Source organism: Leucobacter triazinivorans, from assembly GCF_004208635.1.
Taxonomy (GTDB): Bacteria; Actinomycetota; Actinomycetes; order Actinomycetales; family Microbacteriaceae; genus Leucobacter; species Leucobacter triazinivorans.
Genome location: NZ_CP035806.1, coordinates 514,935 through 538,604, shown reverse-complemented (window position 1 = coordinate 538,604; position 23,670 = coordinate 514,935). Strand labels below are relative to the sequence as shown.

19 protein-coding genes are annotated in these 23,670 nt (G+C 70.0%); 13 read left to right on the top strand and 6 right to left on the bottom strand.

Going from position 1 to position 23,670, the window contains the following annotated elements; genetic code table 11:
* The first annotated feature begins 213 nt into the window (after positions 1–213).
* The 6 genes from EVS81_RS02425 to EVS81_RS02400 all read left to right on the top strand — a co-directional run bounded on the left by EVS81_RS02425 (position 214) and on the right by EVS81_RS02400 (position 8,036).
* Complete coding sequence (locus EVS81_RS02425) at positions 214–945, top strand: HAD family hydrolase (RefSeq protein ID WP_130108975.1); 732 nt, start codon at positions 214–216, stop codon at positions 943–945.
* Positions 942–3,503, top strand: coding sequence for a glycoside hydrolase family 65 protein (locus EVS81_RS02420; RefSeq protein WP_130108974.1), 2,562 nt, complete (start codon positions 942–944; stop codon positions 3,501–3,503). The genes EVS81_RS02425 and EVS81_RS02420 overlap by 4 nt, the downstream gene beginning before the upstream one ends.
* Before the next feature lie 53 nt (positions 3,504–3,556).
* Positions 3,557–3,877 carry a ferredoxin gene (gene fdxA / locus EVS81_RS02415; protein WP_130108973.1) on the top strand — a complete coding sequence of 107 codons (321 nt, stop codon included), beginning with the start codon at positions 3,557–3,559 and terminating at the stop codon, positions 3,875–3,877.
* Positions 3,878–3,881: 4 nt separating this feature from the next.
* A complete protein-coding gene (gene dapC / locus EVS81_RS02410; RefSeq protein WP_130108972.1) occupies positions 3,882–4,988 on the top strand; it encodes a succinyldiaminopimelate transaminase in 1,107 nt (368 codons plus the stop codon).
* A gap of 146 nt (positions 4,989–5,134) precedes the next feature.
* A complete protein-coding gene (locus tag EVS81_RS02405; RefSeq protein ID WP_130108971.1) occupies positions 5,135–6,433 on the top strand; it encodes a citrate synthase in 1,299 nt (432 codons plus the stop codon).
* Positions 6,434–7,202: 769 nt separating this feature from the next.
* A complete protein-coding gene (locus EVS81_RS02400; RefSeq protein WP_130108970.1) occupies positions 7,203–8,036 on the top strand; it encodes a hypothetical protein in 834 nt (277 codons plus the stop codon).
* An 11-nt stretch (positions 8,037–8,047) separates the two neighbouring features.
* Here the strand turns inward: EVS81_RS02400 and dapD are convergent, their stop codons facing one another.
* Positions 8,048–9,004: a 2,3,4,5-tetrahydropyridine-2,6-dicarboxylate N-succinyltransferase gene (gene dapD, locus EVS81_RS02395; RefSeq protein ID WP_130108969.1), complete on the bottom strand. Its 957-nt coding sequence runs from the start codon at positions 9,002–9,004 to the stop codon at positions 8,048–8,050.
* Positions 9,005–9,165: 161 nt separating this feature from the next.
* On the opposite strand from dapD, the gene dapE reads away from it, so the two are divergent.
* Together dapE and EVS81_RS02385 are read left to right on the top strand one after the other, a co-directional pair.
* The gene (dapE, locus tag EVS81_RS02390) at positions 9,166–10,278 is read left to right on the top strand and encodes a succinyl-diaminopimelate desuccinylase (RefSeq protein ID WP_130111243.1); all 1,113 of its coding nucleotides are present in this window, start codon (positions 9,166–9,168) and stop codon (positions 10,276–10,278) included.
* Positions 10,279–10,367: 89 nt separating this feature from the next.
* Positions 10,368–10,538: a DUF3117 domain-containing protein gene (locus EVS81_RS02385; protein ID WP_075201434.1), complete on the top strand. Its 171-nt coding sequence runs from the start codon at positions 10,368–10,370 to the stop codon at positions 10,536–10,538.
* 213 nt (positions 10,539–10,751) lie between these two features.
* Here the strand turns inward: EVS81_RS02385 and EVS81_RS02380 are convergent, their stop codons facing one another.
* Positions 10,752–11,480, bottom strand: coding sequence for an O-methyltransferase (locus EVS81_RS02380; RefSeq protein WP_240739929.1), 729 nt, complete (start codon positions 11,478–11,480; stop codon positions 10,752–10,754).
* Positions 11,481–11,652: 172 nt separating this feature from the next.
* Here EVS81_RS02380 and EVS81_RS16205 point away from each other — a divergent pair, with 172 nt between their 5' ends.
* Both EVS81_RS16205 and EVS81_RS02370 read left to right on the top strand, forming a co-directional pair.
* On the top strand, positions 11,653–12,096 hold the full coding sequence (locus tag EVS81_RS16205; RefSeq protein WP_338034661.1) for a twin-arginine translocase TatA/TatE family subunit: 444 nt from the start codon (positions 11,653–11,655) through the stop codon (positions 12,094–12,096).
* Positions 12,097–12,110: 14 nt separating this feature from the next.
* Positions 12,111–13,922 (top strand): putative bifunctional diguanylate cyclase/phosphodiesterase, encoded by a 1,812-nt coding sequence (locus tag EVS81_RS02370; RefSeq protein ID WP_130108968.1) that lies wholly within the window; start codon positions 12,111–12,113, stop codon positions 13,920–13,922.
* A gap of 14 nt (positions 13,923–13,936) precedes the next feature.
* Here the strand turns inward: EVS81_RS02370 and EVS81_RS02365 are convergent, their stop codons facing one another.
* The 3 genes from EVS81_RS02365 to EVS81_RS02355 are packed head-to-tail and all read right to left on the bottom strand — an operon-like array spanning position 13,937 to position 17,021.
* The gene (locus EVS81_RS02365) at positions 13,937–15,040 is read right to left on the bottom strand and encodes an Mrp/NBP35 family ATP-binding protein (protein ID WP_420813273.1); all 1,104 of its coding nucleotides are present in this window, start codon (positions 15,038–15,040) and stop codon (positions 13,937–13,939) included.
* A gap of 59 nt (positions 15,041–15,099) precedes the next feature.
* On the bottom strand, positions 15,100–15,741 hold the full coding sequence (locus tag EVS81_RS02360; protein ID WP_130108966.1) for a DUF1003 domain-containing protein: 642 nt from the start codon (positions 15,739–15,741) through the stop codon (positions 15,100–15,102).
* Complete coding sequence (locus tag EVS81_RS02355) at positions 15,738–17,021, bottom strand: magnesium transporter MgtE N-terminal domain-containing protein (protein WP_130108965.1); 1,284 nt, start codon at positions 17,019–17,021, stop codon at positions 15,738–15,740. The genes EVS81_RS02360 and EVS81_RS02355 overlap by 4 nt, the downstream gene beginning before the upstream one ends.
* 106 nt (positions 17,022–17,127) lie before the next feature.
* Here EVS81_RS02355 and EVS81_RS02350 point away from each other — a divergent pair, with 106 nt between their 5' ends.
* Together EVS81_RS02350 and EVS81_RS02345 are read left to right on the top strand one after the other, a co-directional pair.
* The gene (locus EVS81_RS02350; protein WP_240739928.1) at positions 17,128–17,625 is read left to right on the top strand and encodes a YflT domain-containing protein; all 498 of its coding nucleotides are present in this window, start codon (positions 17,128–17,130) and stop codon (positions 17,623–17,625) included.
* Between the two features lie 11 nt (positions 17,626–17,636).
* Positions 17,637–18,821 carry a hypothetical protein gene (locus EVS81_RS02345; protein WP_130108964.1) on the top strand — a complete coding sequence of 395 codons (1,185 nt, stop codon included), beginning with the start codon at positions 17,637–17,639 and terminating at the stop codon, positions 18,819–18,821.
* A gap of 81 nt (positions 18,822–18,902) precedes the next feature.
* On the opposite strand, the gene hrpA is transcribed toward EVS81_RS02345, so the two are convergent.
* Entirely contained in the window at positions 18,903–23,018 is a 4,116-nt protein-coding gene (gene hrpA, locus EVS81_RS02340; protein ID WP_130108963.1) for an ATP-dependent RNA helicase HrpA, read from the bottom strand.
* Positions 23,019–23,180: 162 nt separating this feature from the next.
* On the opposite strand from hrpA, the gene EVS81_RS15735 reads away from it, so the two are divergent.
* Positions 23,181–23,669, top strand: coding sequence for a hypothetical protein (locus EVS81_RS15735; RefSeq protein ID WP_165384168.1), 489 nt, complete (start codon positions 23,181–23,183; stop codon positions 23,667–23,669).
* Position 23,670 lies beyond the last annotated feature (1 nt).

Below are 23,670 nucleotides of genomic sequence, written 5' to 3'. Positions count from 1 at the left end.
CCGCCCGCGCTCGCCGGGCGCCGCACCCCATCGCGGTCCCATGCCCGACCGTTGCGATTCCATCACGGCTCCATCACGGCTCCATCACATCGATGCGAACATCGGCGCGCCCCCGGCGCGGGCGTTCACGTCGGCGCCGGGGGCGCTGATAGTGTGTCACGCGTTCCGGCGATACGTCGTACTGGCACAGGCGACGGGATCGCACATGCAGCTGTGGGAAGGGCCGATCGCGTAATCGACGACTACGATGCCTACCTGTTCGATCTCGACGGGGTGCTGACGCCCACCGTCGATCTGCACCGCCGGGCCTGGGCGGAGACATTCGGGGCATTCCTCGCCGCGCGCGGGCTCGCGCCCTATCGCGAGGCCGAGTACTTCGCGTCGCTCGACGGGCGCAGCCGATTCGCCGGTGTGCGGGCCCTGCTCGACGCGCGCGGACTCCCGCTGCCCGAGGGGTTGCCCGGAGATGCCGATCTCGACTCGGTGGTCGGCATCGGCAATCGCAAGAATCTCGCTTTCACCGAGGTGCTCGAGCGCGACGGCATCGCTGCGTATCCGGGGTCGCTCGTGCTGCTCGACCGCCTCGCACGACTCGGGCGGCCGCTCGCGGTCGTGTCGAGCTCGCGCAACGCCGAGGCGGTCCTCGCGGCCGCCGGGCTGCGGGACCGTTTCGCGGCGGTGGTCGACGGTGCGGTTGCCGAGCGCGAGGGGCTGCCGGGCAAGCCGGCGCCCGACACGTTCCTGCGCGCAGCCGAATTGCTCGGTGTCGCCCCCGCCCGGGCGGTCGTGCTCGAGGACGCGGGGTCGGGGGTCGCCGCGGGCCGGGCCGGGGGCTTCGGGCTGGTCGTCGGGGTGGACCGCGGTGCGGGTCGCGATGAACTGAGGGCGGCAGGAGCCGACCTCGTCGTCGCGGATCTCGCCGAGCTCGTGGAGATGGACGCATGAACCCGGAGCTCTTCGACGTGCCGGTGCGGGAGCTGCGCCGCGACTTCGGCGAGGATCCGTGGCGCCTGGTGGTGCACGGTCTCGATCCCGCCCTGTCCGGGCAGGACGAGACGCTGTTCTCGCTCGGCAACGGGTACCTGGGGTTGCGCGGCAATCACGAGGAGGGACTCCCGCTCGGCAGCCACGGCACCTTCGTCAACGGCCTGCACGAGACCTGGCGCATTCAGCACGCCGAGAGCGCCTACGGCTTCGCCGAGCACGGGCAGACCATCGTCAACGCCCCGGATGCCAAGGCCATCCGCATCTACGTCGACGACGAGCGCCTCAACCTGGCCTCGTCAGAGATCGTCGACATGCAGCGCATCCTCGATCTGCGTGCCGGGACGCTCACCCGCTCGCTGCTGTGGATCACTCCGACGGGAAAGCGCGTGCGGGTCGAGACCCGCCGCATGGTGTCGTTCGAAGCCCGGCACCTGGCCACCATCGAGATGCGTGTCACCGTGCTCGACGCCGATGCCGACCTCACGGTCTCGAGCCTCATCATCAACCGCCAGGATCTCGGACGGATCCACAGCGAGCACCCCGGCACCGCGGCGGCGACTGCCGACCCGCGGAAATCCGAGCAGCTGACGGATCGGATCCTCGACGCCGGACCGGTACTGCACGACGGCGCGCGCAGCGTACTCAGCTACCGGGTGCGCAATTCGGGAATGGGCCTGGGCGTGGGAGTGGATCACGACTTCGACGGCGGGTCCGACGGATCGGGCTCCGATGCCGAGTGGCGCACGCGCGTCGAGACCTCGGCCGATCGGGTACGGCACATGTTCCAGGGCGTCGCGCGCGCGGGCCGTACCGTTCGCCTCACGAAGACCATCACCTACCATTCGTCCGCGACGGCCGGCCTCACCGAGATGATCGACCGCTGCGTGCACACGCTGGAGAGCGTCGCCGCCGAGCCCCCCGCGGCCCGCTGGGACGACCAGCGCCGATTCCTCGACGGGTTCTGGGCGCGCAGCGATGTGCGCGTCGAGGCGGAGCCCGGAGTGCAGCAGGCGATCCGCTGGAACCTGTTCCAGCTGGCCCAGGCCTCGGCGCGGGCCGACGGGCGCGGCATCGCCGCCAAGGGGCTCACCGGATCGGGCTACAGCGGGCACTACTTCTGGGACTCCGAGGTCTACGCGCTGCCCTTCCTCACGTACACGACGCCGTTCTGGGCGCGCAACGCCCTGCGCGCCAGGGAGCGCATGCTGCCCCAGGCCCGGCTTCGCGCGGCGATGCTGAGTGAGGAGGGCGCGCTGTTCCCGTGGCGCACCATCAACGGCGAGGAGGCCAGCGCCTATTACGCCGCGGGAACCGCCCAGTACCACATCAACGCCGATATCACCTATGCGCTCGCGCGATACGTCTCTGCCACCGGTGACATCGAATACCTCCTCTCCGGGGCCTGCGACATCCCGGTTGAGACCGCGCGGCTGTGGACCAGCCTCGGCTTCTGGCACACCGACGCCGACGGCGAGCGCCGCTTCCATATCCACGGGGTCACCGGGCCCGACGAGTACACCACGGTGGTCAACGACAATCTCTTCACGAACGTGATGGCGCGGTACAACCTGCGCTTTGCGGTCGAGATGGTGCGCCGGATCGCGGACGAGGCTCCGGAGCACTACGCGCGCCTCCTGAGCCGCCTGCGTCTGGATCCGGACGAGGTCGAGGCATGGGAGCAGGCCTCCGAGGGCATGTGCGTCCCGTACTCCGAAGAGCTGCAGGTGCATCCGCAGGATGCCCACTTCCTCGAGCGTGAGACGTGGGATCTCGCCGCCACCCCGCCCGAGCAGAAGCCGCTGCTGCTGCACTTCCACCCGCTCGTGATCTACCGTTTCCAGGTGCTCAAGCAGGCGGACGTGGTGCTGGCGCTGCTGCTCGCGAGTGACGAGTTCACCCGCGAGGAGAAGCGACGGGACTTCGAGTACTATGACGCGCTCACGACCGGCGACTCGACGCTCTCGGCCGTCGTGCAGTCGATCATCGCAGCCGAGGTGGGATATCGGGAGCTCGCCTACCGCTACTTCGACCACGCGCTGCGCGTCGATCTCGACGATCTGCACCACAACTCCGCCGACGGCGTGCACATCGCCTCGTGCGGCGGCGTATGGATGATGCTCGTGCAGGGCTTCGCCGGCATGCGCGACGCCGGCAGGCGCCTGAGCTTCGACCCGCGACTGCCGGCGCACTGGGGGGAGCTGAGTTTCTCGCTCGCGTGGCGGGAGCGGCGGATCGGCGTGACGCTCGAGCAGTCGAGGATCCGATTCGAACTGCTGGAGGGAGAGCGGCCGGTGGCGGTCCAGGTGCGCGGCGCCGAGGTGGAGATCGTGCCCGGAGCGGTCGTCGACGTGGCCCTCGCGGATCAGGGTGCGGATCTCGGCGCGTTCCGCGGGCTCTCGGCCGGGATCCTGCCGCGTGACGGAGAGACCGGGGTGCCCTCGGTGACGGTGGCCGAGGTGCCGACGGTAACCACCTCCATCCCCACGCTCCCGGCGGAGGCGGCGGCCCGAGAGTAGGATGGAGGCGTCTCGGATTCCATCCGACTGCACCCGAGTGAAAGGCGGGCATCGTGACCTATGTGATCGCTCTTCCATGCGTCGACGTGAAGGATCGCGCCTGCGTGGACGAGTGTCCGGTCGACTGCATCTACGAGGGCGAGCGCTCGCTCTACATCCACCCGGATGAGTGCGTCGACTGCGGCGCGTGCGAGCCGGTCTGCCCGGTCGAGGCCATCTACTACGAGGACGACCTGCCGAGCGAGTGGGCCGACTACTACACGGCCAATGTGGCGTTCTTCGACGAGATCGGATCGCCCGGCGGGGCCGCCAAGGTGGGCGTGTACGACTTCGACCACCCGATCATCGCGGCGCTTCCGCCGCAGGGGGCGTAGGCGCATGCGGGACGACCTTCCCGACTACCCGTGGGATGCGATGGCGCCGTACGCCGAGGAGGCGGCGCGCCACCCCGAGGGGGCGCTCAACCTGTCGGTCGGTTCTCCCGTCGATCCCTCGCCGGAGAGTGTGCAGGCTGCGCTTTCCGGTGCGACGGACGCGCACGCCTATCCGGCGACCGCCGGGTCTGTTCCCCTGCGCGAGGCCATCGCCGAGTGGTTCTCGAGGCGACGGGGGGTCTCCGTGGCGCCGAGCGCCGTGCTGCCCACGATCGGGTCGAAGGAACTCGTGGCGCTGCTGCCGTTCCTGCTGGGTATCGGGCAGGGCGAAGCGGTGGTCTTTCCGCGGATCGCCTATCCGAGCTATCAGATCGGGGCGGCGCTCGTGGGCGCCGATGCGGTGCCGAGTGACGATCCTGCGGAGTGGCCCGAGCACACGAGGCTCGTGTGGCTCAATTCGCCGTCGAACCCCGACGGCCGCGTGATGGACGTCGGCGCGCTGCAGGTGGCCGTGGCCCGTGCACGAGAGCTCGGCGCGGTGATCGTCGGTGACGAGTGCTACGCGGAGTTCGGGTGGGAGTCGCCGTGGGACGCGGAGCCGGTCCCGTCGATCCTCGACCCTCGTGTGGTGGGCGACGACCACAGCGGCGTGCTGAGCGCGTACTCCCTGAGCAAGCAGTCGAATCTCGCCGGCTACCGTGCGGCGTTCGTCGCGGGCGATCCTCGCATCATCGCGCGTCTGCTGACGGTGCGCAAGCACGCCGGCCTCATGCAGCCGGCGCCCGTGCAGGCAGCGATGGTCGCGGCGCTCGGCGACGAGACGCACGTCGACACGCAGCGCGCGCGCTACCGGGCGCGGCGCGAGACGCTCCGCCCCGCGCTCGAAGCCGTGGGCTACCGCATCGACGGCAGCGAGGCGGGCCTCTATCTGTGGGCGACCCGCGGCGAGGACGCCTGGGAGAGCGTGGCGGCGTTCGCGCGACTCGGGATCGTGGTCGGTCCGGGGCATTTCTACGGCGAGCACTCGCCGCGGCACGTGCGCCTCGCGCTCACGGCGAGCGATGAGGCGGTCGCAGCGGCTGCAGACCGCTTGCGGCGCGCGTCCTCCTGAATCGCATTTCGCTCGACGTCGAGATACTCTAGGGGGCGTGCCCCGCGCAGCCGCGGTGCGAATCGGCCCTTCCGGAGCCGATAAGGTGGAAGAGTTGCGGTGTCATACCCGACACCCTGCCAGCATGAGACCCACGAGGAGACGACGTGACCGAATCGACTCAGAGCCAGGGCCCGGCCACGGCGCAGCTGACGTTCCCCGGCGGATCCGCCGAGCTGCCGATCGTGGAGGCCGTCGACGGTCACTCGGCCATCGATGTGAGCACGCTCACGAAGCAGAGCGGCTACACGGCTCTCGACTACGGGTTCGTCAACACGGCCTCGACCAAGTCGTCGGTCACCTACATCGATGGCGAGCAGGGGATCCTGCGCTATCGCGGATACCCCATCGAGCAGCTCGCGCAGCACTCCACGTTCCTCGAGGTCGCCTACTTGCTCATCTACGGCGAGCTGCCGACCACCGACGAACTCGCCGCCTTCGACGACGAGATCCGCCGTCACACGCTTCTGCACGAGGACATGCGGTACTACTTCGAGGGCGTGCCCCACACCGCTCACCCGATGGCCGTGCTCTCGGGCGGGCTGCAGACCATGTCGACCTACTACGAGAGCTCCCTCGACACCACCGTGCCGGAGTTCGTCGAGGTGAACACGATCCGACTGCTCGCCAAGCTTCCCGTGCTCGCGGCCTACGCGCACAAGAAGTCGATCGGACAGGCGTTCCTGTACCCGGACAACGATCTCAACTTCGTCGAGAACTTCCTGCGTCTCAACTTCGGCAACAAGGCCGAGAAGTACACGATGAACCCGGTGCTCGTCGACGCGCTCGACAAGCTCCTCATCCTGCACGCCGATCACGAGCAGAATGCGTCGACCTCGACGGTGCGGCTCGTCGGCTCGACCGGGGCCAACATGTTCTCGTCGATCTCGGCGGGGATCAACGCTCTCTCGGGGCCGCTGCACGGCGGTGCGAACGAGGCCGTGCTCGATATGCTCGCGCAGATCCGCGATTCCGGCCAGAGCGTCGAGACCTTCGTCGAGAAGGTGAAGCGCAAGGAGGACGGGGTGAAGCTCATGGGCTTCGGGCACCGCGTCTACAAGAACTACGATCCGCGTGCGCGCATCGTCAAGGAGAGCGCCGCTCGCGTGCTCGAAGAGCTCGGCGTGAACGATCCGCTGCTCGGCCTGGCGCAGGAGCTGGAGCAGATCGCGCTCGAGGACGACTACTTCAAGGAGCGCAAGCTCTACCCGAACGTCGACTTCTACACCGGCGTCATCTACAAGGCCATGGGATTCCCCACGCGCATGTTCACGGTGCTCTTCGCCATCGGTCGCCTGCCGGGCTGGATCGCGCAGTGGCGCGAAGCGCGGATCGACCCCCAGACCAAGATCGGCCGTCCGCAGCAGCTCTACATCGGTTCCGCGGAGCGACACCTGGACCGCTAGCGGGGCGCGGCGCGGTCGCCCGCTCGATGGCGGTGCTGCCGTCGCCTCGAGGCGCCGGGATCGTGTGCCGGCCCCCGGGTCCTTGCGTCCCGCGATCCCGGGTGCTTCCGTGCCGGCCCCCCGGGTCCTTGCGTCCCGCGATCCCGGGTTCTTCCGTGCCGGCCCCCGGGGTTCTTGCGTCGCGCGATCCCGGGTGCGTCCGTGCCGGCCCCAGGGTCCTTCCGTCCCGCGATTCCGGGTTCTTGCCTCCCGCGCCTTGCGTCGATCCTCCGCTCACAAGCGCGTCAGCCCCCACCGCCCCGCGTTCCCCTTCGCGCGTCAGTTCTCGTCGCCAAACTTCGGTTCAGGTGACATGAACTGACGCGCGAAGCGTCTCATCCGGGGGTCTCACCCGGGAAGCGACCTGTGGGTGTGCGCGAACGCCCCAGAAGCAGGTCCTTTGCCTGTAGATCGCTTGTGGATAACGCCGGCGGTACAGCATGCACACGTGCATGCTGTAGGCATGCCGACGCCCGCTTCACCGCTCCCGCCCAGACTCCCCGAAATGTTCTCGGTCGCTTCCGCAGTCGATGCCGGCGTGACACCTGCGCGGCTGCGGGCTGCGGACCTGAGCGCGCCGAGGCGAGGGGTGCGCTCGCGGAGCGACTCGGCGGCGCTCGCAGACCTGGATCCGGGGCCGCATCCGCACCGAGACGGTGAGCCGTCGTCGAATCGCTATGAGCGCGAGATCAGAGAGGAGCTCCGCCGCATCAGGGTGTTCGCGCAGGCGATGACCCCGCGCCAGTTCTTCAGCCATCGCAGCGCGGCGTTGCTCTGGGGCGCTCCGGTCCCGCATGTCGCTGGGGCACCGGTCCACGCGAGCGTGTTTCGCCCGGTGCGGTCGCCGCGCGCGCTCGGCGTTGTCGGGCACGGACTCACCGCTGCCTACTGCGCGGTTACCGAGCACGAAGGTCTGCGACTCACGACACCCGCGTGCACCTGGGTGCAACTGGTGGATCTGCCGATTGCGGATCTCGTCGCGATGGGAGATCATTTTGTCCGGCGCTACCGAGAGGGGCATGGACGGATCGATGCGGGGCGTCCTGCGCTTGCGACGGTTGGTGACCTGCACGAAGCCGCCACAGCTGGCCGCCGGCGCGGTCGTCGGAAGCTTCTGCACGCGCTCGAGCTTGTGCGGGAGGACTCGTGGTCGCCGCGCGAATCGATGACGCGGTTGACGCTTCTCGACGCCGGTCTGCCGGAACCCGAGCTGAACGGCGACGTCTTCGATGATCACGGCAGGTTCCTCGCCTGCATCGACCTGCTGTATCGGCGCTACCGAGTGGGAATCGAGTACCAGGGCGAGCAGCACTGGACGCGCTATGCGCATGATGTGGAGCGTCTCGACGCGCTCAGGGCGGCTGGCTGGGAGATGATCGAGGTGACGAATGCGCTCTCCCGCCGTCCCGGGGCGGTCGCCGCCCGGGTGGAACGCGCGCTGCGACTGCGTGGCTGGCCGGGCGCCCCGGGCGCGCGACAATGCGGGAGGCCGCGCCTCGACGGGCGGGCGCGGTCATTCGGTCGGCGATGGGCGCTGCGGCCTGCAGAGGATCAGCGCGGCTAGCCCGCCGCGGGTCAGGCGTGCAGCGCCGCGTTCAGCTCGATCCCCGAGCCCTCTCGGGGGAGCGCCTCGACTGCCCCTGTTGTCGAGTTGCGGCGGAACAGCAGCTTCGACACGCCGGAGAGCTCGAGCGCCTTGACCTCGACCGGTTCTCCCGCCGACTCGGAGGTGCCCTTGGGAAGCAGCACCTTGGTGCCGGCGGTCACGTAGAGCCCGGCTTCGACCACACTGTCGCTTCCCAAGGAGATGCCGATACCCGAGTTGGCGCCGAGCAGGGCGCGTTCCCCGATGGTGATGCGCTGCGTCCCGCCGCCGGAAAGCGTACCCATGATCGAGGCGCCGCCGCCGATGTCTGAGCCATCACCGATGACCACTCCCTGCGAGATGCGGCCCTCGACCATCGATGCGCCGAGCGTTCCGGCGTTGAAGTTGACGAAGCCCTCATGCATGACGGTGGTTCCCGGAGCGAGATGCGCCCCGAGACGCACGCGAGACGCATCGGCGATGCGCACGCCCTCCGGCACCACGTAGTCGGTGAGGCGGGGGAACTTGTCGAGACCCACCGCGGTGATCCCGGCCCGCTTCAGCCGGGGCAGTCGCGCTGCGTAGTCTTCGGGCAGCATCGGGCCAGCAGTCGTCCAAGCGACATTCGGAAGTCGCCCGAACACCCCGTCGAGATTGATCGAGTTGGGGAGGACGAGGCAGTGCGACAGCAGGTGCAGTCGCAGATACGCATCCTCCGTGGAGGCCGGGGGCGCGTCGAGGTCGATCTCGACGCTGACTGGACGGAGTTCCACGCCACGGTGCTCGTCGGCGCCGGCAAGGCTTTCCAACTCTGCCGGTGCGATCCAGGGATCTCGGTCCCCGGGACGCGGGCCCAGCTGAGGAGCGGGGAACCATGCGTCGAGAACGGTGCCGTTCGACGCGATAGTGGAGATACCGGCGGACCAGGCGAAGCGCGTTGCAGTCATGGCCTCTATCGTATCGCGGCGCGGCGGCACGGCGACGCGGCGACACCGCGGCACGGCGGCACGGCGACGCGCCGGGTAGGTCGGCAGAGCGCACGAGCCGCACGGCGAGGGAGCTGCGGGATCCGCCGTGCTCTAGGCTGGTCCGGGTGAGCACGTCAGCGATTCCGCCCCTGAACATCTCCGCAGGCCCCGTCGAACTGACGAGGCAGCTGTGCAATATCCCGTCGGTCTCCGGCGACGAGCGCGCGATCGCCGATGCGGTTGAAGCGGCGCTGCACGTGCACGCCCCGCATCTGCGCGTCGTGCGGGATGGCGACACGATCATCGCTCGCACCGAACTGGGCCGCGCGCGACGGGTGGCCATCGCCGGGCATCTCGACACCGTGCCGATCAACCGGAACCTCCCGGTGCGGAACGAGCTCGATGCGGTGACGGGCGAGCCCATGATCTGGGGTCGCGGTACGGTCGACATGAAGGCCGGTGTCGCGGTGCAGCTCGCGCTCGCGGCCGAGTTGAGCGATCCGGCGGTCGACCTGACCTGGATCTGGTACGACCATGAGGAGGTCGCGTCGCACCTGAGCGGTCTGGGGCGCGCGGTGCGCAACCACCCCGAGCTCTTCGCCGCAGACTTCGCGATTCTCGGCGAGCCCTCGAACGGCACCATCGAGGGCGGCTGCAACGGCACGCTGCGAGCGAGGGTGACGATGCGCGGCCGCCGAGCCCACTCCGCGCGCGGCTGGATGGGGGTGAACGCGATCCATCGCGCGGGCGACCTGCTGCAGCGGCTCTCGCGGTACGAGGCCGACCGGATCGTCGTCGACGGTCTGGAGTACCGAGAAGGGGTGAATGCCGTTCGCGTCGAAGGGGGTGTCGCGGGCAATGTGATCCCGGATGTCTGCGTGGTCGAGGTCAACTACCGCTTCGCTCCGAGCCGCACGGAGGAGGAAGCCGCCGCGTTCATCCGGGAGTTCTTCGATGACGCCGACGAGGTGGAGATCGTGGATCTCGCACCGGGCGCTCGACCGGGGCTCGATGCTCCGCTCGCGCAGCGCTTCGTGGCCGCAGTCGGCGTCGAGCCGACGGCGAAGTTCGGCTGGACCGATGTGTCCCGATTCGCCGCACTCGGCATCCCGGCGGTCAACTTCGGGCCCGGGGACGCGCTGCTCGCCCACGCCGACGACGAGCGCGTGCCGGTCGCGCAGATCGAGTTCACGGCCGCCGCCCTGCGCTCCTGGCTCGCTGCCGATGAGCGTCCGGCGCAGGCCCGAGCCTGAATTCTGCGTAGCGCGGGGTCGGCGAGTTCGCCCTTCCGCGTGCTCGCCCCATAAAATAGGCCTGTACACCAATTCTGCGAGGAGGCGTCATGGCTGCAATGAAACCGAGGACTGGGGATGGACCCATGGAGGCGGTGCGCGAGAGCCGGTTGATCGTCGTGCGGGTGCCCCTCGAGGGCGGCGGACGCCTCGTGGTGTCGGTCAACGACCAGGAAGCGGCCGAACTGCGCGACGTGCTCGCCGGCGTGCTCGACGGCTGACCCGAGCGGTACCCCGGTACCCCGGCGGCTGCAGGTTCGGAGCGCGCATCGCGACTCCGAGAGCTGCGGCGTCGCGGATGACGCGGAGCGAGGCCCCGGGCAGGATCACGGATCCTACCCGGGGCCTCGCCGTATGCCGGCCTGCGCTGCGGAGCCCGCGCAGGGTGCGCGGGTGCACCGGCGCGTGGGTGCACGGTTGCGCGGGCGCGCGGGCTAACCGTCGAGTCGCACCAGGGTGAGCACGCCGTCTCCCGCCGGCGAGAGCACCGGCGCGATCGCCGGTGACTCTGCGACCAGCGCGAGCAGATCGCGGCACGCGAGCGTCGCCGCGTCTCGCGCGGCGGGATCCGGCACCCGGCCGTGGGCGAAGGCTCCGGGAACGATGATGCAGCCTCCCGGGCGCACGATGCCGAGCGCCTGTTCGAAGAACTCGAGCAGCTGCTCGGGCTCTGCGTCGAGCAGCACGAGGTCGTAGGCGCCGAGGTTGAGCCGGGGCATGACGTGCCGTGCGTCGCCCTCGATAAGGCGCAGGCGCGACGCGGGGATGCCGGCGTCGGCGAAGACCGTGCGCGCCTCCCTCAGGTGCTCCGGCTCGAGCTCGATGGAGGTGAGCGTGGTGTCCGTCGCGTAGCGCAGCAGCGAGAGCCCGCTGACCCCGACGCCCGTGCCCACCTCGCAGACGGTGCGCGCACGGCTCAGCACCGTCATGGCCGAGAGCTGGGCTCCGATCGACCGGCTGACCGGTTCGATCCCGAGTTCGAGTGAGAGTCGTCTCGCGCGCACGAGCGCATCGGTCTCTCCGGGGTACTGCTCGGCGTACTGCCAGTTGCGTTCGAGCTTGCTCACGTTCTCCTCCGTGGGGCGCGACCCGCGCGAGGTGCGCGGGTGGGGCGGATCCGGGCCGATGGCCCGGTGCGGGACGCGGGTGTCGGCCTCGCTCACGTTCTCTAGCGTAGTTGGCGCGGGAGGATCCCGGCGTCCACCACGCACGATCGCGGCGGGGAGCGCCGCCCGCCGGGCGCGGGCCCCGGAACGCGTGCTGCCGATCGCGAGGCGCGCACCGTCCACTGGACGGTGCGTCGGCGCGGGCGCGAGCGAGTAGCATGGGGGAGTGATGGGCCTCACGATAGACAAGATCCTGGTGATCCTGGTGATCGCCATGTTCGTGCTGGGTCCGGAGCGACTGCCGATCTATGCCAAGAAACTCGGCGAACTCGTGCGCAGCGTCAAACGCATGACCGAGGGCGCGAAGGATCGGCTGCGGGATGAGATGGGCCCCGAGTTCGACGAGGTCGATTGGAAGCAGCTCGACCCGCGGCAGTACGATCCCCGGCGCATCATCCGCGACGCCCTCGTCGAGGACGAGCGGGAGGCCCGGTTGGCCGCGAGGCGCGAGCGGGCGGCTGCCGCCTCTGCGCAACGCGCGGAGGCTGCCGCAGGCGCCGCTGCCGCAGGCGCCGCTGTCGCAGGCGCCGTCGCCGGAGGGACGTCCGACGGATCGGACGATCTGGCCTCGACACAGGCTCCGTCGGTGCGCTTCGACGACGAAGCGACGTAAGGACGGGCTGACGCATGCACACGCACGAGCCGGACTCGCGCGCCGGTGCGGACGGAGAACGGGGCCGTCCCGTCGCCGCCTCCGACCGCGAGATCGATCAGATCCTGAACGCGCTGAGCACCTACTCGATCATCGCGATCACGGACCGGCACGGGATCATCCAGTACGTCAACGACCGCTTCTGCGAGATCTCGCAGTACTCCCGCGCGGAGCTCCTCGGGCGCACGCATCGCGTGGTCGGCTCGGGACGGCACTCGCGCGACTTCTTCGGCGAGCTGTGGCGGGTCATCAGCCGCGGCGAGGTCTGGACCGGTGAGATCTGCAACCGCGCCAAGGACGGGGCCGAGTACTGGGTCGACACCACGATCATCCCCTTGGGCGACGAGCAGGGGCGCCCGCAGCGCTACCTCGCCATCCGCACCGAGGCCACCCAGCGGCGCCAGGCCGAGGACCAGGCGCGCCTGCTCGCGCACTTCGACGGCTCGACCGGGCTCGCCAATCGGGCGTCGATGCTGCGCGACGTCGAGCGTGCGCTCGCTGTGCAGCCCGTGGGGGAGTTCTGCGCGTACGTTTCCTTCAGCGTCGACGAGCTGTCGGCCGTCAACGACGCGTTCGGCTACGAAGCCGGAGACCTCATGCTGCGCGACGCGGCCGCCGGGCTCCGTGCGCTCGAGCGGGAGGGGCTCTCGGCCGCCCGCATGGGCTCGAATACCTTCGGCGTGCTGCTGACGGGGCTGGGCGGTGAGCAGCGCCAGGCAGAGGCCCGCTGCCTCGACGCGGTCGATCAGGTGCTGACGACGGTCAACGGCGCCTCGGATCTGCCCTCGGGCATGGTGCTCGACGTCTCGGCGAGCCTGGGCTTCGTGCTGTGGGCGCGGCCGGGAACCCGGGCGGCCGCCGAGGCCTCCGAAGCGCCCGACGCCGCCCTCGCCCCGGACGACTACCTCGAGACCGACGACTCCGCCGAGATCATCAAGTGCGCGGACGTCGCTCGGAAACGCGCGCGTCGCGCGGGCGGGCAGCTGCGGGTGCGCCGATTCCGGCAGCGCATGCTCGACGAAGCCCAGGAGCGCGTGCGGCTCTTCTCCGAGCTGCGCCGCGGCATCGAGCAGGGGGAGCTGCGGCTCTTCGCACAGCCCATCGTCGATCGCGATCGTCGAGTGATCGGCGAGGAGGGCTTGATCCGCTGGATCAGCCCGCAGCGCGGTCTGGTGCCGCCCGACGCCTTCATCCCCCTCGCCGAGCAGACCGGACTGATCATCGAGATCGGCGACTGGGTGCTCGAAGAGGCGTGCCGGGTACTGACCTCCTGGAAGGACGACCCCGCGCGACGCGAGTTGACCTTCTCGATCAACCTCAGCGAGCGCCAGTTGCGCGCCGATGACTTCGCCGAGCGGGTGCACCGCATCCTGGCCGGGCACGACATCTCGCCGGGGCTGCTCAAGTTCGAGCTCACCGAGAGCGTGCTGCACACCGACTTGGATCGCACGATCCGCATGCTGGGCCTGCTGCGCGCCGAGGGGGTGTTCGCGTCGCTCGACGACTTCGGCACGGGCTACTCGTCGCTGAGCTATCTGCGCCGCCTGCCCGTGCAGCAGCTCAAGATCGACCGCTCGTTCGTCTCCTCGGTCGTCGACGACGCGCACACGGCGGCCATCACCCAGACCATCGTGCAGTTGGGACGCACCTTCGGACTGCAGGTCGTGGCCGAAGGCGTGGAGACCGAGGAGCAGTTCCAGGCCCTCTGCGAGCTCGGCGTCGACGCGTTCCAGGGGTATCTCTTCGCGCGCCCGCGACCGGTGTCGGAGACCCTGGCCGGGTCGTAGACGCGCGGGATCCGTCAGCGCGGGGCGATCCCCAACGACCTGCCGGCGAGGCCGCGTCCGAGGTCGATGATGCGACGCGCCACGCGCAGCAGCTCGGCCGCCGCGGGATCCTCCGGGTCGGTGAGCACTGCGGGCTCGCCACGATCCCCGGCTGCGCGGAACGCGGGGCTGAGCGGCACGCTGCCGAGCAGGGGGACCTCCTCGGGGGGCGCACCGGTTTCCGCGGGCGCGCTCAACCGTTCGGAGACGAGTCGGCCACCGCCGCTGCCGAACACGTCGAGCACGGTGCCGTCGGCCTGCGCGAGACCGGCCATGTTCTCCACGACGCCGATGACCCGCTGCCCGGTCTGCCGGGCGACGAGTGCGCTGCGCACGGCGACGTCGGCCGCCGCCTCCTGCGGCGTGGTCACCACGAGCACTTCGGCCTGCGGCAGCAGCTGCCCGACGCTGATCGCGATGTCGCCGGTGCCCGGGGGCAGATCGAGCAGCAGCACGTCGAGATCGCCGAACCAGACGTCGCGCAAGAACTGCTCGATCGTGCGGTGCAGCATCGGGCCCCGCCACGAGACGGCGGTGCTGCGCGGATCCGCATCGCCGAGGAACATGCCGATCGAGATCGTCTTCACGCCGTGCGCGACGGGGGGCAGGATCATGTCGTCGACACGCGTGGGCTGTTCGGTGCGCCCGTCGCGGCTGAGGCCGAGGATGCCGGGGATGGAGAACCCGAACACGTCGGCGTCGACGAGGCCGACGGTGAGCCCCTGGGCGGCCATCGCCACGGCGAGCCCCGCGGTCAGCGACGATTTGCCCACTCCGCCCTTCCCGCTCGTCACCGCGATGACCCGGGTCAGCGACTCCGGGCCGAACTGCTGCGGGCGCGACGCCCGATCGCCGCGCACGCGCTCGGTGAACGCCCGGCGCTGCTCCGGGGTCATCACGCCGACCTCCACCGCTGCCTCGACGATTCCGGGGGCACCCCGGGTGGCGGCGAGCACATCGGCCTCGATGCGCCGCGCGGCCGGGCATCCGGAGATGGTGAGCAGGATCGATACCTCGGCGCGACCCGCGTCATCGACCGCGACGCTCTGCACCATCCCGAGCTCGGTGATCGGACGCATGATCTCCGGGTCCTGGACGCGCCCAAGGGCGGTCCAGACGGCCTGCTCGGTCTCCGTGCTCACTCCGTCGCCTTATCGGGGTCTCCGCTCGACCGTCGCGCGTTTCGAGCTGCGGGATCCGCGTTCGTGCCGGGGTCGGCGATCTCGGGTCCTCCCGAGTCCGGCTGCCGGTGCGCAGCGCCCGGATCCTCGGCGAGATCCGCGAGCAGCGCGCGCAGCTCGGCGCGCACGAAGTCGCGATCCGGCAGATCCTTGAGTGCGAGGCGCAGCGCGACGACCTCGCGCGCGAGGAACTCGGTGTCGGCGAGATTGCGCTCGGCGCGCTGGCGATCCTGCTCGATCTGCACGCGATCGCGGTCGTCCTGCCGGTTCTGCGCCAGCAGGATGAGCGGCGCCGCGTACGACGCCTGCAGCGAGAGGATGAGCGTGAGCGCGGTGAAGCCGAGCGCCGCGCTGTCGAATCGCCAGGGCTCGGGGGAGGCGGTGTTCCAGATGAGCCACACGACGCAGAACGCGGTGAGCACGAGCAGGAACCAGGGCGTGCCCATGCCGCGGGCGATGCCCTCGCTCCACCGCCCGAAGCGCTCGTTGCCCGCCACCCTGCGACCCGCGCCCGGCTCGGACGGCCGGGTTCCCCTGCCGCCCGCGGTGAGCGGCGCGTCGAGACCGGGATCGCGCCGGAAACGCTTGAAGAGACTCATCGGGCCGCGCCCCATGCTGCGGGCGAGCTGGGATCGTCGTCGGCGTGCCGCCAGTCGTCGGGCAGCAGATGATCGAGCACGTCGTCGACCGTGACCACTCCCACGAGGTGGCGCTGCCCGTCGACGACGGGCATGGCGACGAGGTCGTAGCTCGCGAGTCTGCGCGACACCTCGGCGGCGCTCGCGTCGACGGTGACCGGCTCGATCTCGGTGTCGATGAGCGAGACCAGGCGCTCGTGGGGCGGGAAGCGCAGCATTCGCTGGAAGTGGGCCATGCCGATGTACTCGCCGGTCGGCGTCTCGTAGGGCGGGTGCGTCACGTAGACGGCGGAGGCCATGGCCGGCGGGATCTCGGCGCGCCGGATCATGGCGAGCCCCTCGGCGACGCTCGACTCGCCCGACAGCACGATCGGGGCGGGGCTCATGAGCCCGCCGGCGGTGTCGGCGTCGTACTCGAGCAGGCGGCGCACATCCTCCGCTTCCTCCGGCTCCATCAGATCGAGCAGCTCCTCGCCCTGTGCGGTCGGGAGCGCCGAGATGAGGTCTGCGGCGTCGTCGGGCTCCATGCGATCGAGCACGTCGGCGGTGCGGTCGGAGGGCAGCTGAGCGAGCAGCGCGAGCTGATCCTGCTCGCTCATCTCCTCGAGGGCGTCGGCGACCCGCTCGTCCGGCAGCTCGCCGATCACCTCGAGCATGCGGTGCTGCGGCAGCTCGAGCAGCGCCTCGGCCAGGTCGGCCGGCTTCAGATCGACCATCGTCTGGATCAGCAGCTCGGCCGACTGCGAGCCGGCGGCCGAGCTCGGCCAGCGCAGCTCCGACCACCGCACGATGCGGGAGTCGCCGCGGCTGAACGGCGCAGCGGGCTTCGGCAGGCGCACGAACACCTCGGAGACGAGCCACTCGCCGGAGCGGCTGCGCTCGATCGCGGCGTCCTCGATGCGGGCGGTCGTGGCGGCTGCGCCGGTCTGCTCCGGAGCCAGCTGCACGTCGCGGCCGATGAGTTCCGCGATCATGCGGGTCTCTCCGCCGCGCTGCTCGAAGCGGCGCACATTGATGAGACCGGTCGTGATGACCTGCCCGGATCCGATCGAGGTGACCCGCCCGATCGGCACGAAGACGCGGCGCTTGCCCGGGATCTCGACGATGAGGCCGACCACGCGGGGGGCGCCCGCCGCACGGAAGACGACCAGCACGTCGCGCACCTTGCCGATGCGGTCGCCGACCGGATCGAACACCCCGCGCCCCGCGAGGCGCCCGACGAAGACCCTCGTAACACTCACACGACTACGCTACCCCTCTCGCGCGAGTTGCGGCGACGATGCGTGCGTTTCCGCGCGCGGCACGCCGCTGCCGACACATCGTGCGCCGAAGTGGGAGAATCGGTGCATGAGTACTCCAGGCCCCCTCCGTTCGTCGCGCGTGCCGTTGATGCCCGAGATCCCGAAGGGCGAGATCGTCTCCACCTACGACCGCTACGAGCACGCGAAGCACGCGGTCGACGTGCTCGCGCGGGCGAGCTTCCCCGTGCAGCAGATCAGCATCGTGGGCAACGACGTGCGCAGCGTGGAGCGGGTCACCGGCCGGCTCACGTACGGCCGGGTCGCGCTGATGGGGGCGCTCTCGGGGGCCTACCTGGGCCTGTTTCTGGGCATCCTGCTGTTCATCTTCCAGCCTGACAACACGGCGATCTTCGGCGTGTTCATCTCGGCGGTGGTCATCGGCGCGGGGTTCGGCATGCTGTTCGGCGTGCTCTCCTACGCGATGAACCGCAACCGGCGCGACTTCTCCTCGGTCATGCAGATGGTGGCGACGAGATACGACCTGGTCACCGAGCCGGAGCTCGTGCACCAGGCGCGTCAGATCCTCACCGCTTCCGTTCGTTAGCGGGAGTCGAGGTGGGAGTACCGCGCCGGCGGCGGGTGCCGGCCTGGCTCGGATGGGTCGTGGTCGTCGCCGTTCTGGGCGCGATATTCGGCGTACCGCCGCTCATGAGGGTCCTTGCGGCGCCGCCGATCTCCGAGGAGTTTGGGATCGAGGACGCCGTCGTCGCGCTGCGACTCGACGCCCGGGGCACGTCGTATCTGGTGCTCGTGAACGAGGCCGGGCAGACGCGCTCGGCGCGTGTGGACGAGCGCGGGTTCGAGGATGCGCGCATCGCATGGTCCGAGGCCGGGTTGAGCACGGGGGATCCGGGTCATGAGTACGTGCTCGCCGAGGACGGGCTCGTCGAGATCCCGCTGCCCGGAGCGCACGATGGGCGCACCGAGCACAGCCGCTTCGCGACCGACGCCGGGTTCACCGTGATGATGTCGTCGCCCCAGATGCCCGAGGCGGCATTCGTGGACGCGGCCTCGGGAACGCTGACCTCGGTCGATACGGAGTACTCGGTTCCGACGCTCGCGAGCTGCGACGGCGAGGTCGTCATGGTGCGCGAAGCGGCTGTCGAGACCGTGACGCCGTCCACCCGGGACTTCGACGGGCTCGGGCTGGTCGACGGGATCGAGAGCCTGGCGTGCGACGCCGACCGAGCCTACGGCCTGAGCGAGCTCTCGGACCGCGGGGCGTCGCGGCAGGCGCTGCGCGTGTGGGATCGGGAGTCGGGGAAGGTCGGCGCTTTCGAGGTGCGTTATCCGGAGACCGTGCAGGGCTGGCGATCGAGCTCGCTGTTCGTGCGCGAGGGGCGACTCTTCTGGACCGTCGATTGGCAGCTGTGGTCGGTGCGGCCGCCCGTGTCGGGAGGCCGGGATCCGGGGGCCGAGGGCGCCCTGCCCGTGCTCGAGGCCGCGCCGGTCGCCGATCTGAGCGACCGCATCGGCGGATTCCAGACAGTGGTCGGGACCGACGAGGGGATCCTCGCGCCCGCGAGCGGCCGCGTGTACGGCGTCGCGGTCGACGAGGAGTGGGTCAAGCGGTTCAAGGGCGCGTCCTACGACCGGCTCGACGGGGTCGCGATCTTCAGCGTCGACGCGACGACGGGCGAGCGGCGCGTCGAGATCGAGGTCGGCGACATCGACTTCCCACGGCGGGACATCCGCGTGAGCACGATCGCCGTCGATCCCGAGTGGGCGGCCGGGCGCTGAGCGCATCCGCCGGTCGAGCTCGTCGGAACCGGGGTCCGCTGTGCGCGCGGTGACTGCGACGGTCTCGATCTGCGACGAGGACTACCCCTCCTGCAGCGCCTTCTGGATGCGCTGCAGCGACACCGGCCCGGCGGTGCGCAGCTGCTGCGCGAAGAGGCTGACGCGCAACTCCTCGACGAGCCAGCGGGTGCGCACCAGGTGCTCGGGAGCCTCCGCGGGGAGCGGGATCGCACCTCCGGCCTGTTCGAAGAGCGCGAGAGCCCGGTCCACCTCGTTCTGCCAGGCCCGATCCCGCCCCGGATTCTCGGTGAGTCCGCGCATCCGCAGCTGCACCGCCTCGAGATACACGGGCAGCCGCTCGAGCTGCGCGAGTCCCGTGCGCGACACGAAGCCGTCGAAGACGAGACCGTCGACCTGCCCGGCGGCACCGGCCACCTGCGCCAGCACCTGGATCGACTTCGCGCCGTCGATCGCCTTGCGGGCGAGGCGCGCACCGTCGAGCACGCGCGCGGTCAGCGCGATCGCGGCGTAGATCTCGTCGATGAGGGATCGTGCGTACTCGTCGGCGATCGTCGCGAAGGTCGCGGCGCTCCACACCAGCCCGTCTGGCGCGTGGCGGCGGATCGCCCGGTCTGCCACCGCGAGCGACACGTCTGCGATGGCGGCTTCGAGCGTGCGGTAGGGCCCGGCGCCCAGCAACAGCTTCTCCTGGTTCGAGAGGTGCTCGCGCACATAGCTCGCGGGCGAGGGCGAGCTCAACGCGAGCAGGCGGCGGATCCCGCGCCGCGACAGGCGGGCCTGCTCCGCCTCGTCGGCCACGAGCACCAGGTCGACGCTCGTGCGGCGGTCCACGATCGCGGGATAGGCCCGCACCACGCCGGCTCCCGCGCCCCCGCGGCCCTTCGCGTAGGCGGTGTCGACGTGCCGGGGCAGATCTCCGAACTCCCACTTCGTGGCACCCGTGCGCTCCAGCTCGCTCTTCGGAAGAGCCGCGGCCGCGACTTTCGCGACGCCCTGCGTCGCGCGACCCTTGTGGGCCGCCTGCAGCTGCGCCAGATCCTTGCCGGTGCCGACGGTGCGCCCGCGCCCGTCGACCACGCGGAACGTGGGGGTGAGGTGGGCGGGCAATCGCGAGGGGTCGAAATCCTCGGGAGACACCGGCACGCTCGTGCGGCGGCGGATCTCGTCGGCGAGGAGGCGGGTGAGGGGCTGAACGCCTGGATCCTGCGACCCCGCTCCGTTCCGCGCAGCATGACCGGCTGCGTCGGTCAGCTTCGGCTCCACCGTCTCGAGCAGCGTGCGCGCCCAGTCCGCGGCGGGCACGACGTGCTTCCGGATCGCCTTCGGCAGCGTCTTGATGAGCGCCGTCACGAGCTCCTGGCGCAGACCGGGCACGAGCTTCTCGAAGTCGGTGCCCTCGAGCCGGGGGAGCAGCGGCAGCGGCACGTTGACGGTCACGCCGTCGTCCTCGGCGGTGGGATCGAAGCGGTACTTGAGGCGCAGCGTCTGGTCGCCGTGCGTCCACTGCCGCGGGAACTCGTTCTCGTCGACTTCCTCGGCCTCGTCCTCGAGCAGATCCGCGCGGCGCATCGTGAGCAGCTTCGGCTGCGTCCGCTGCGCCTCCTTCCACCAGCCCTCGAAGTCGCGCACGTTGGTGACCTGCTGCGGGATCCGCTGGTCGTAGAACTCGAACACGGCCTCGTCGTCGCCCACGATGTCGCGGCGGCGGGTGCGCTCCTCGAGCTGCTCGAGCTCACGGCGCAGCTGCCGGTTGGCCCGATCGAAGGCCTGCGGGGAATCCCACTCGCCGTCCACGAGAGCGTGACGGATGAACAGCTCGCGCGCGTGCGCGGCGTCGAAGCGGGCCAGCTGCACGCGGCGGCGGTCCACGATCGGCACGCCGTAGAGCGTCACCCGCTCGTAGGCGACGGCAGCGCCCTGCTTCTTCTCCCAGCGCGGCTCGCTGACCTGGCGCTTCGCGAGGGGTCCGGCGAGCTCCTCGGCCCACGCGGGATCGACCACCGCGTTCGAGCGGGCGAAGAGCCGGGAGGTCTCGACGAGCTCCACGCTCATCACCACCTCGGGAGGCTTCTTCGCGAGCACCGATCCGGGGTAGAGCACGAACCGGGTGCCGCGGGATCCCACGAACTCCTGGGCGGGCTTGCGCTTCGCGGCCCCGGGGGCACTGCGTCCGCGGCTCGGTGCGGTGCGGTCCTGCCGGTCGTCGCGCACCCCGAGCTGCGAGAGGAGGCCGGCCAGGATGGAACGGTGGATCGCGTCGCTCGAGGCGGAGCCCGCTCCGCTCGATGGATCCTGCGACTCCGCTTCGCTGCGCGCAGGATGACGGGGGTCGGCTTCGCTGCGCGCAGGATGACGGGTGTCGTCGCCCGCAGGCCGAAGGGAGCGCCTACCCCCGTCATCCTGCGCGAGCCTGCGAGTCGCAGGATCCACCCGCCGCACGCCCGCGATCCGCGACAGCTGCCGGTACAGATCCATCCACTCCCGCACGCGCAGGAAATTGAGGTACTCCGCCTTGCACAGCCGCCGGAACGCGCTCGACGAGAGCGCACTCTGCTGCTCCTGCAGATAGTTCCACAGGTTCAGCAGCGTCATGAGGTCGCCCTGCGGATCGGCGAAGCGCGCGTGCAGCTCGTCGGCCCGGCCGCGCTCGGCCTGCGGGCGCTCGCGCACGTCCTGGATCGTGAGGCCCGCGACGATCGCGAGCACCTCGGGCACCACCTCGTGCCGGCGCGCCTCGACGACCATGCGGGCGAAGCGCGGCTCGATGGGCAGGCGGGAGAGCTCGCGGCCGATCCTCGTGATGCGGTGCTGGGGACGCGCCCCCTGGGCGCGCGACCCGCGGCCCTTCCCGGCCGAGGCCTCGACCGCGCCCAGCTCGGAGAGCAGCCCCAGGCCGTCGGCGATCCCGCGCTGATCCGGGGGAGTGAGGAAGGGGAACCGCGCGATGTCGCCGAGGTCCAGCGCGAGCATCTGCAGGATGACGGAGGCGAGGCCGGTGCGCCGGATCTCGGGCTCGGTGAACTCGGGGCGCGACGCGAAGTCCTCCTCGGAGTAGAGCCGGATCGCGATGCCGGGACTCGTGCGGCCGGAGCGGCCGGAGCGCTGATTGGCGCTCGCTTGCGAGACGGCCTCGATCGGCAGGCGCTGCACCTTGCTGCGCGCCGAGTAGCGCGAGATGCGCGCGGTGCCGGCGTCGACTACGTAGCGGATGCCGGGTACGGTGAGCGAGGTCTCGGCCACGTTCGTGGCGAGCACGATGCGGCGGGCTCCCGCCGTCTTCGACCGCTCGAAGACCCGGTGCTGCTCCGCGGCGCTGAGACGGCCGTACAGGGGCAGCACTTCGACCGGGCGGACGCGGTCGCCGCGGAACCTCCCGTTCAGCGCATCGCTCGCGTCTCGGATCTCGGCCTCGCCGCTCAGGAACACGAGGATGTCGCCGGGATCCTCTCGCGACAGCTCCTCCACGGCGTCGCCGATCGCGTCGAAGAGGTCGCGCTCGACCGTCACGGTCCGGGCAGCGCCCTGCCGGTCGGCGGTCTCCCGCTTCTCGACGAGCGGGCGGTAGCGGATCTCGACCGGATACGTGCGCCCCGACACCTCGATGATGGGCGCCGGGCGCTTCGTGCGCGGATCGGCGAAGTGGGCGGCGAACGACTCGGGGTCGATCGTCGCCGAGGTGATGATCACCTTGAGATCGGGCCGGCGGGGCAGCAGCCTCTGCAGATATCCGATGAGGAAGTCGATGTTGAGGCTGCGCTCGTGGGCCTCGTCGATGATGATCGTGTCGTAGGCGGAGAGGTCGCGATCGCGGTGGATCGCGTTGAGCAGGATCCCGTCGGTCATGAGGCGGATCCGAGTGTCGGCCGACACCTTGTCCGTGAAGCGCACCTGGTAGCCGACGAGGCCGCCGAGCTCGGAGCCCAGTTCCTCGGCGATGCGCTCGGCGATCGTGCGTGCGGCGATCCTGCGCGGCTGCGTGTGCGCGATGCGCTCCCTGCCGAGCGCCAGGGCGATCTTGGGCAGCTGGGTGGTCTTGCCGGATCCCGTCTCGCCCGCGACGATGACGACCTGGTGCTCGCGGATCGCCTCCGCGATCTCGTCCCGCTTCTGCGAGACGGGCAGGTCCGCTGGGAACTCGATGTGCAGTGGGGGCTGGGATGCCGGGGGCTGAGACATGATCCCTCTATTATCCCGGGCCGGGACGATGCCGGTGGCCGGGCAGGCTGATACGCCCGAGGCGAATCGATTACATGGCAGAAGATTGACTAATTATATAAGTATTCATAGAATTTGAATGGTCTTTACTTATGCTTTGCGTTTCCTTGAAGGTAGGGTCTTGTGTTCAAGAGATTTGGGATTGGCGCGGTGATCGTCGCGCTGCTCAGTTTCGGCGCCGTATCGGCTCAGGCTGCTACGTTCAGCAATGTGAAGTTGTCGGTCTACGACGGCAGAACCCTCGTCGGGTCTGCGACCACCAAGCTCACGCACGGGTACTTCTCCACGTCGAGGAAGAACCAGCACACGGCACAGTTCGACCTGGTGGATAAGAGAAGCAACAAGCGAGCGGTGTATGGGAAGGTTTCGGGAAGCTACACCACGCTGACCTGGGTCAAAATGCCAGGGAATGGGAAGAGCCCGAAGTATGCGACTATTGGCACCGGTACGGCGTCTACGGCGAAGACTCAAGGCAAGAAACGCCTCACAGCCAGTACGAGCTGGAAACCGAAACCGCATTATCGCATCAATTCCACGGTCAAGATGTGCGAATCGATTCCGTGGTGGCCGGATACCTGTGGCACCGGCATCACCAAGAACACGAGGGTGTAGC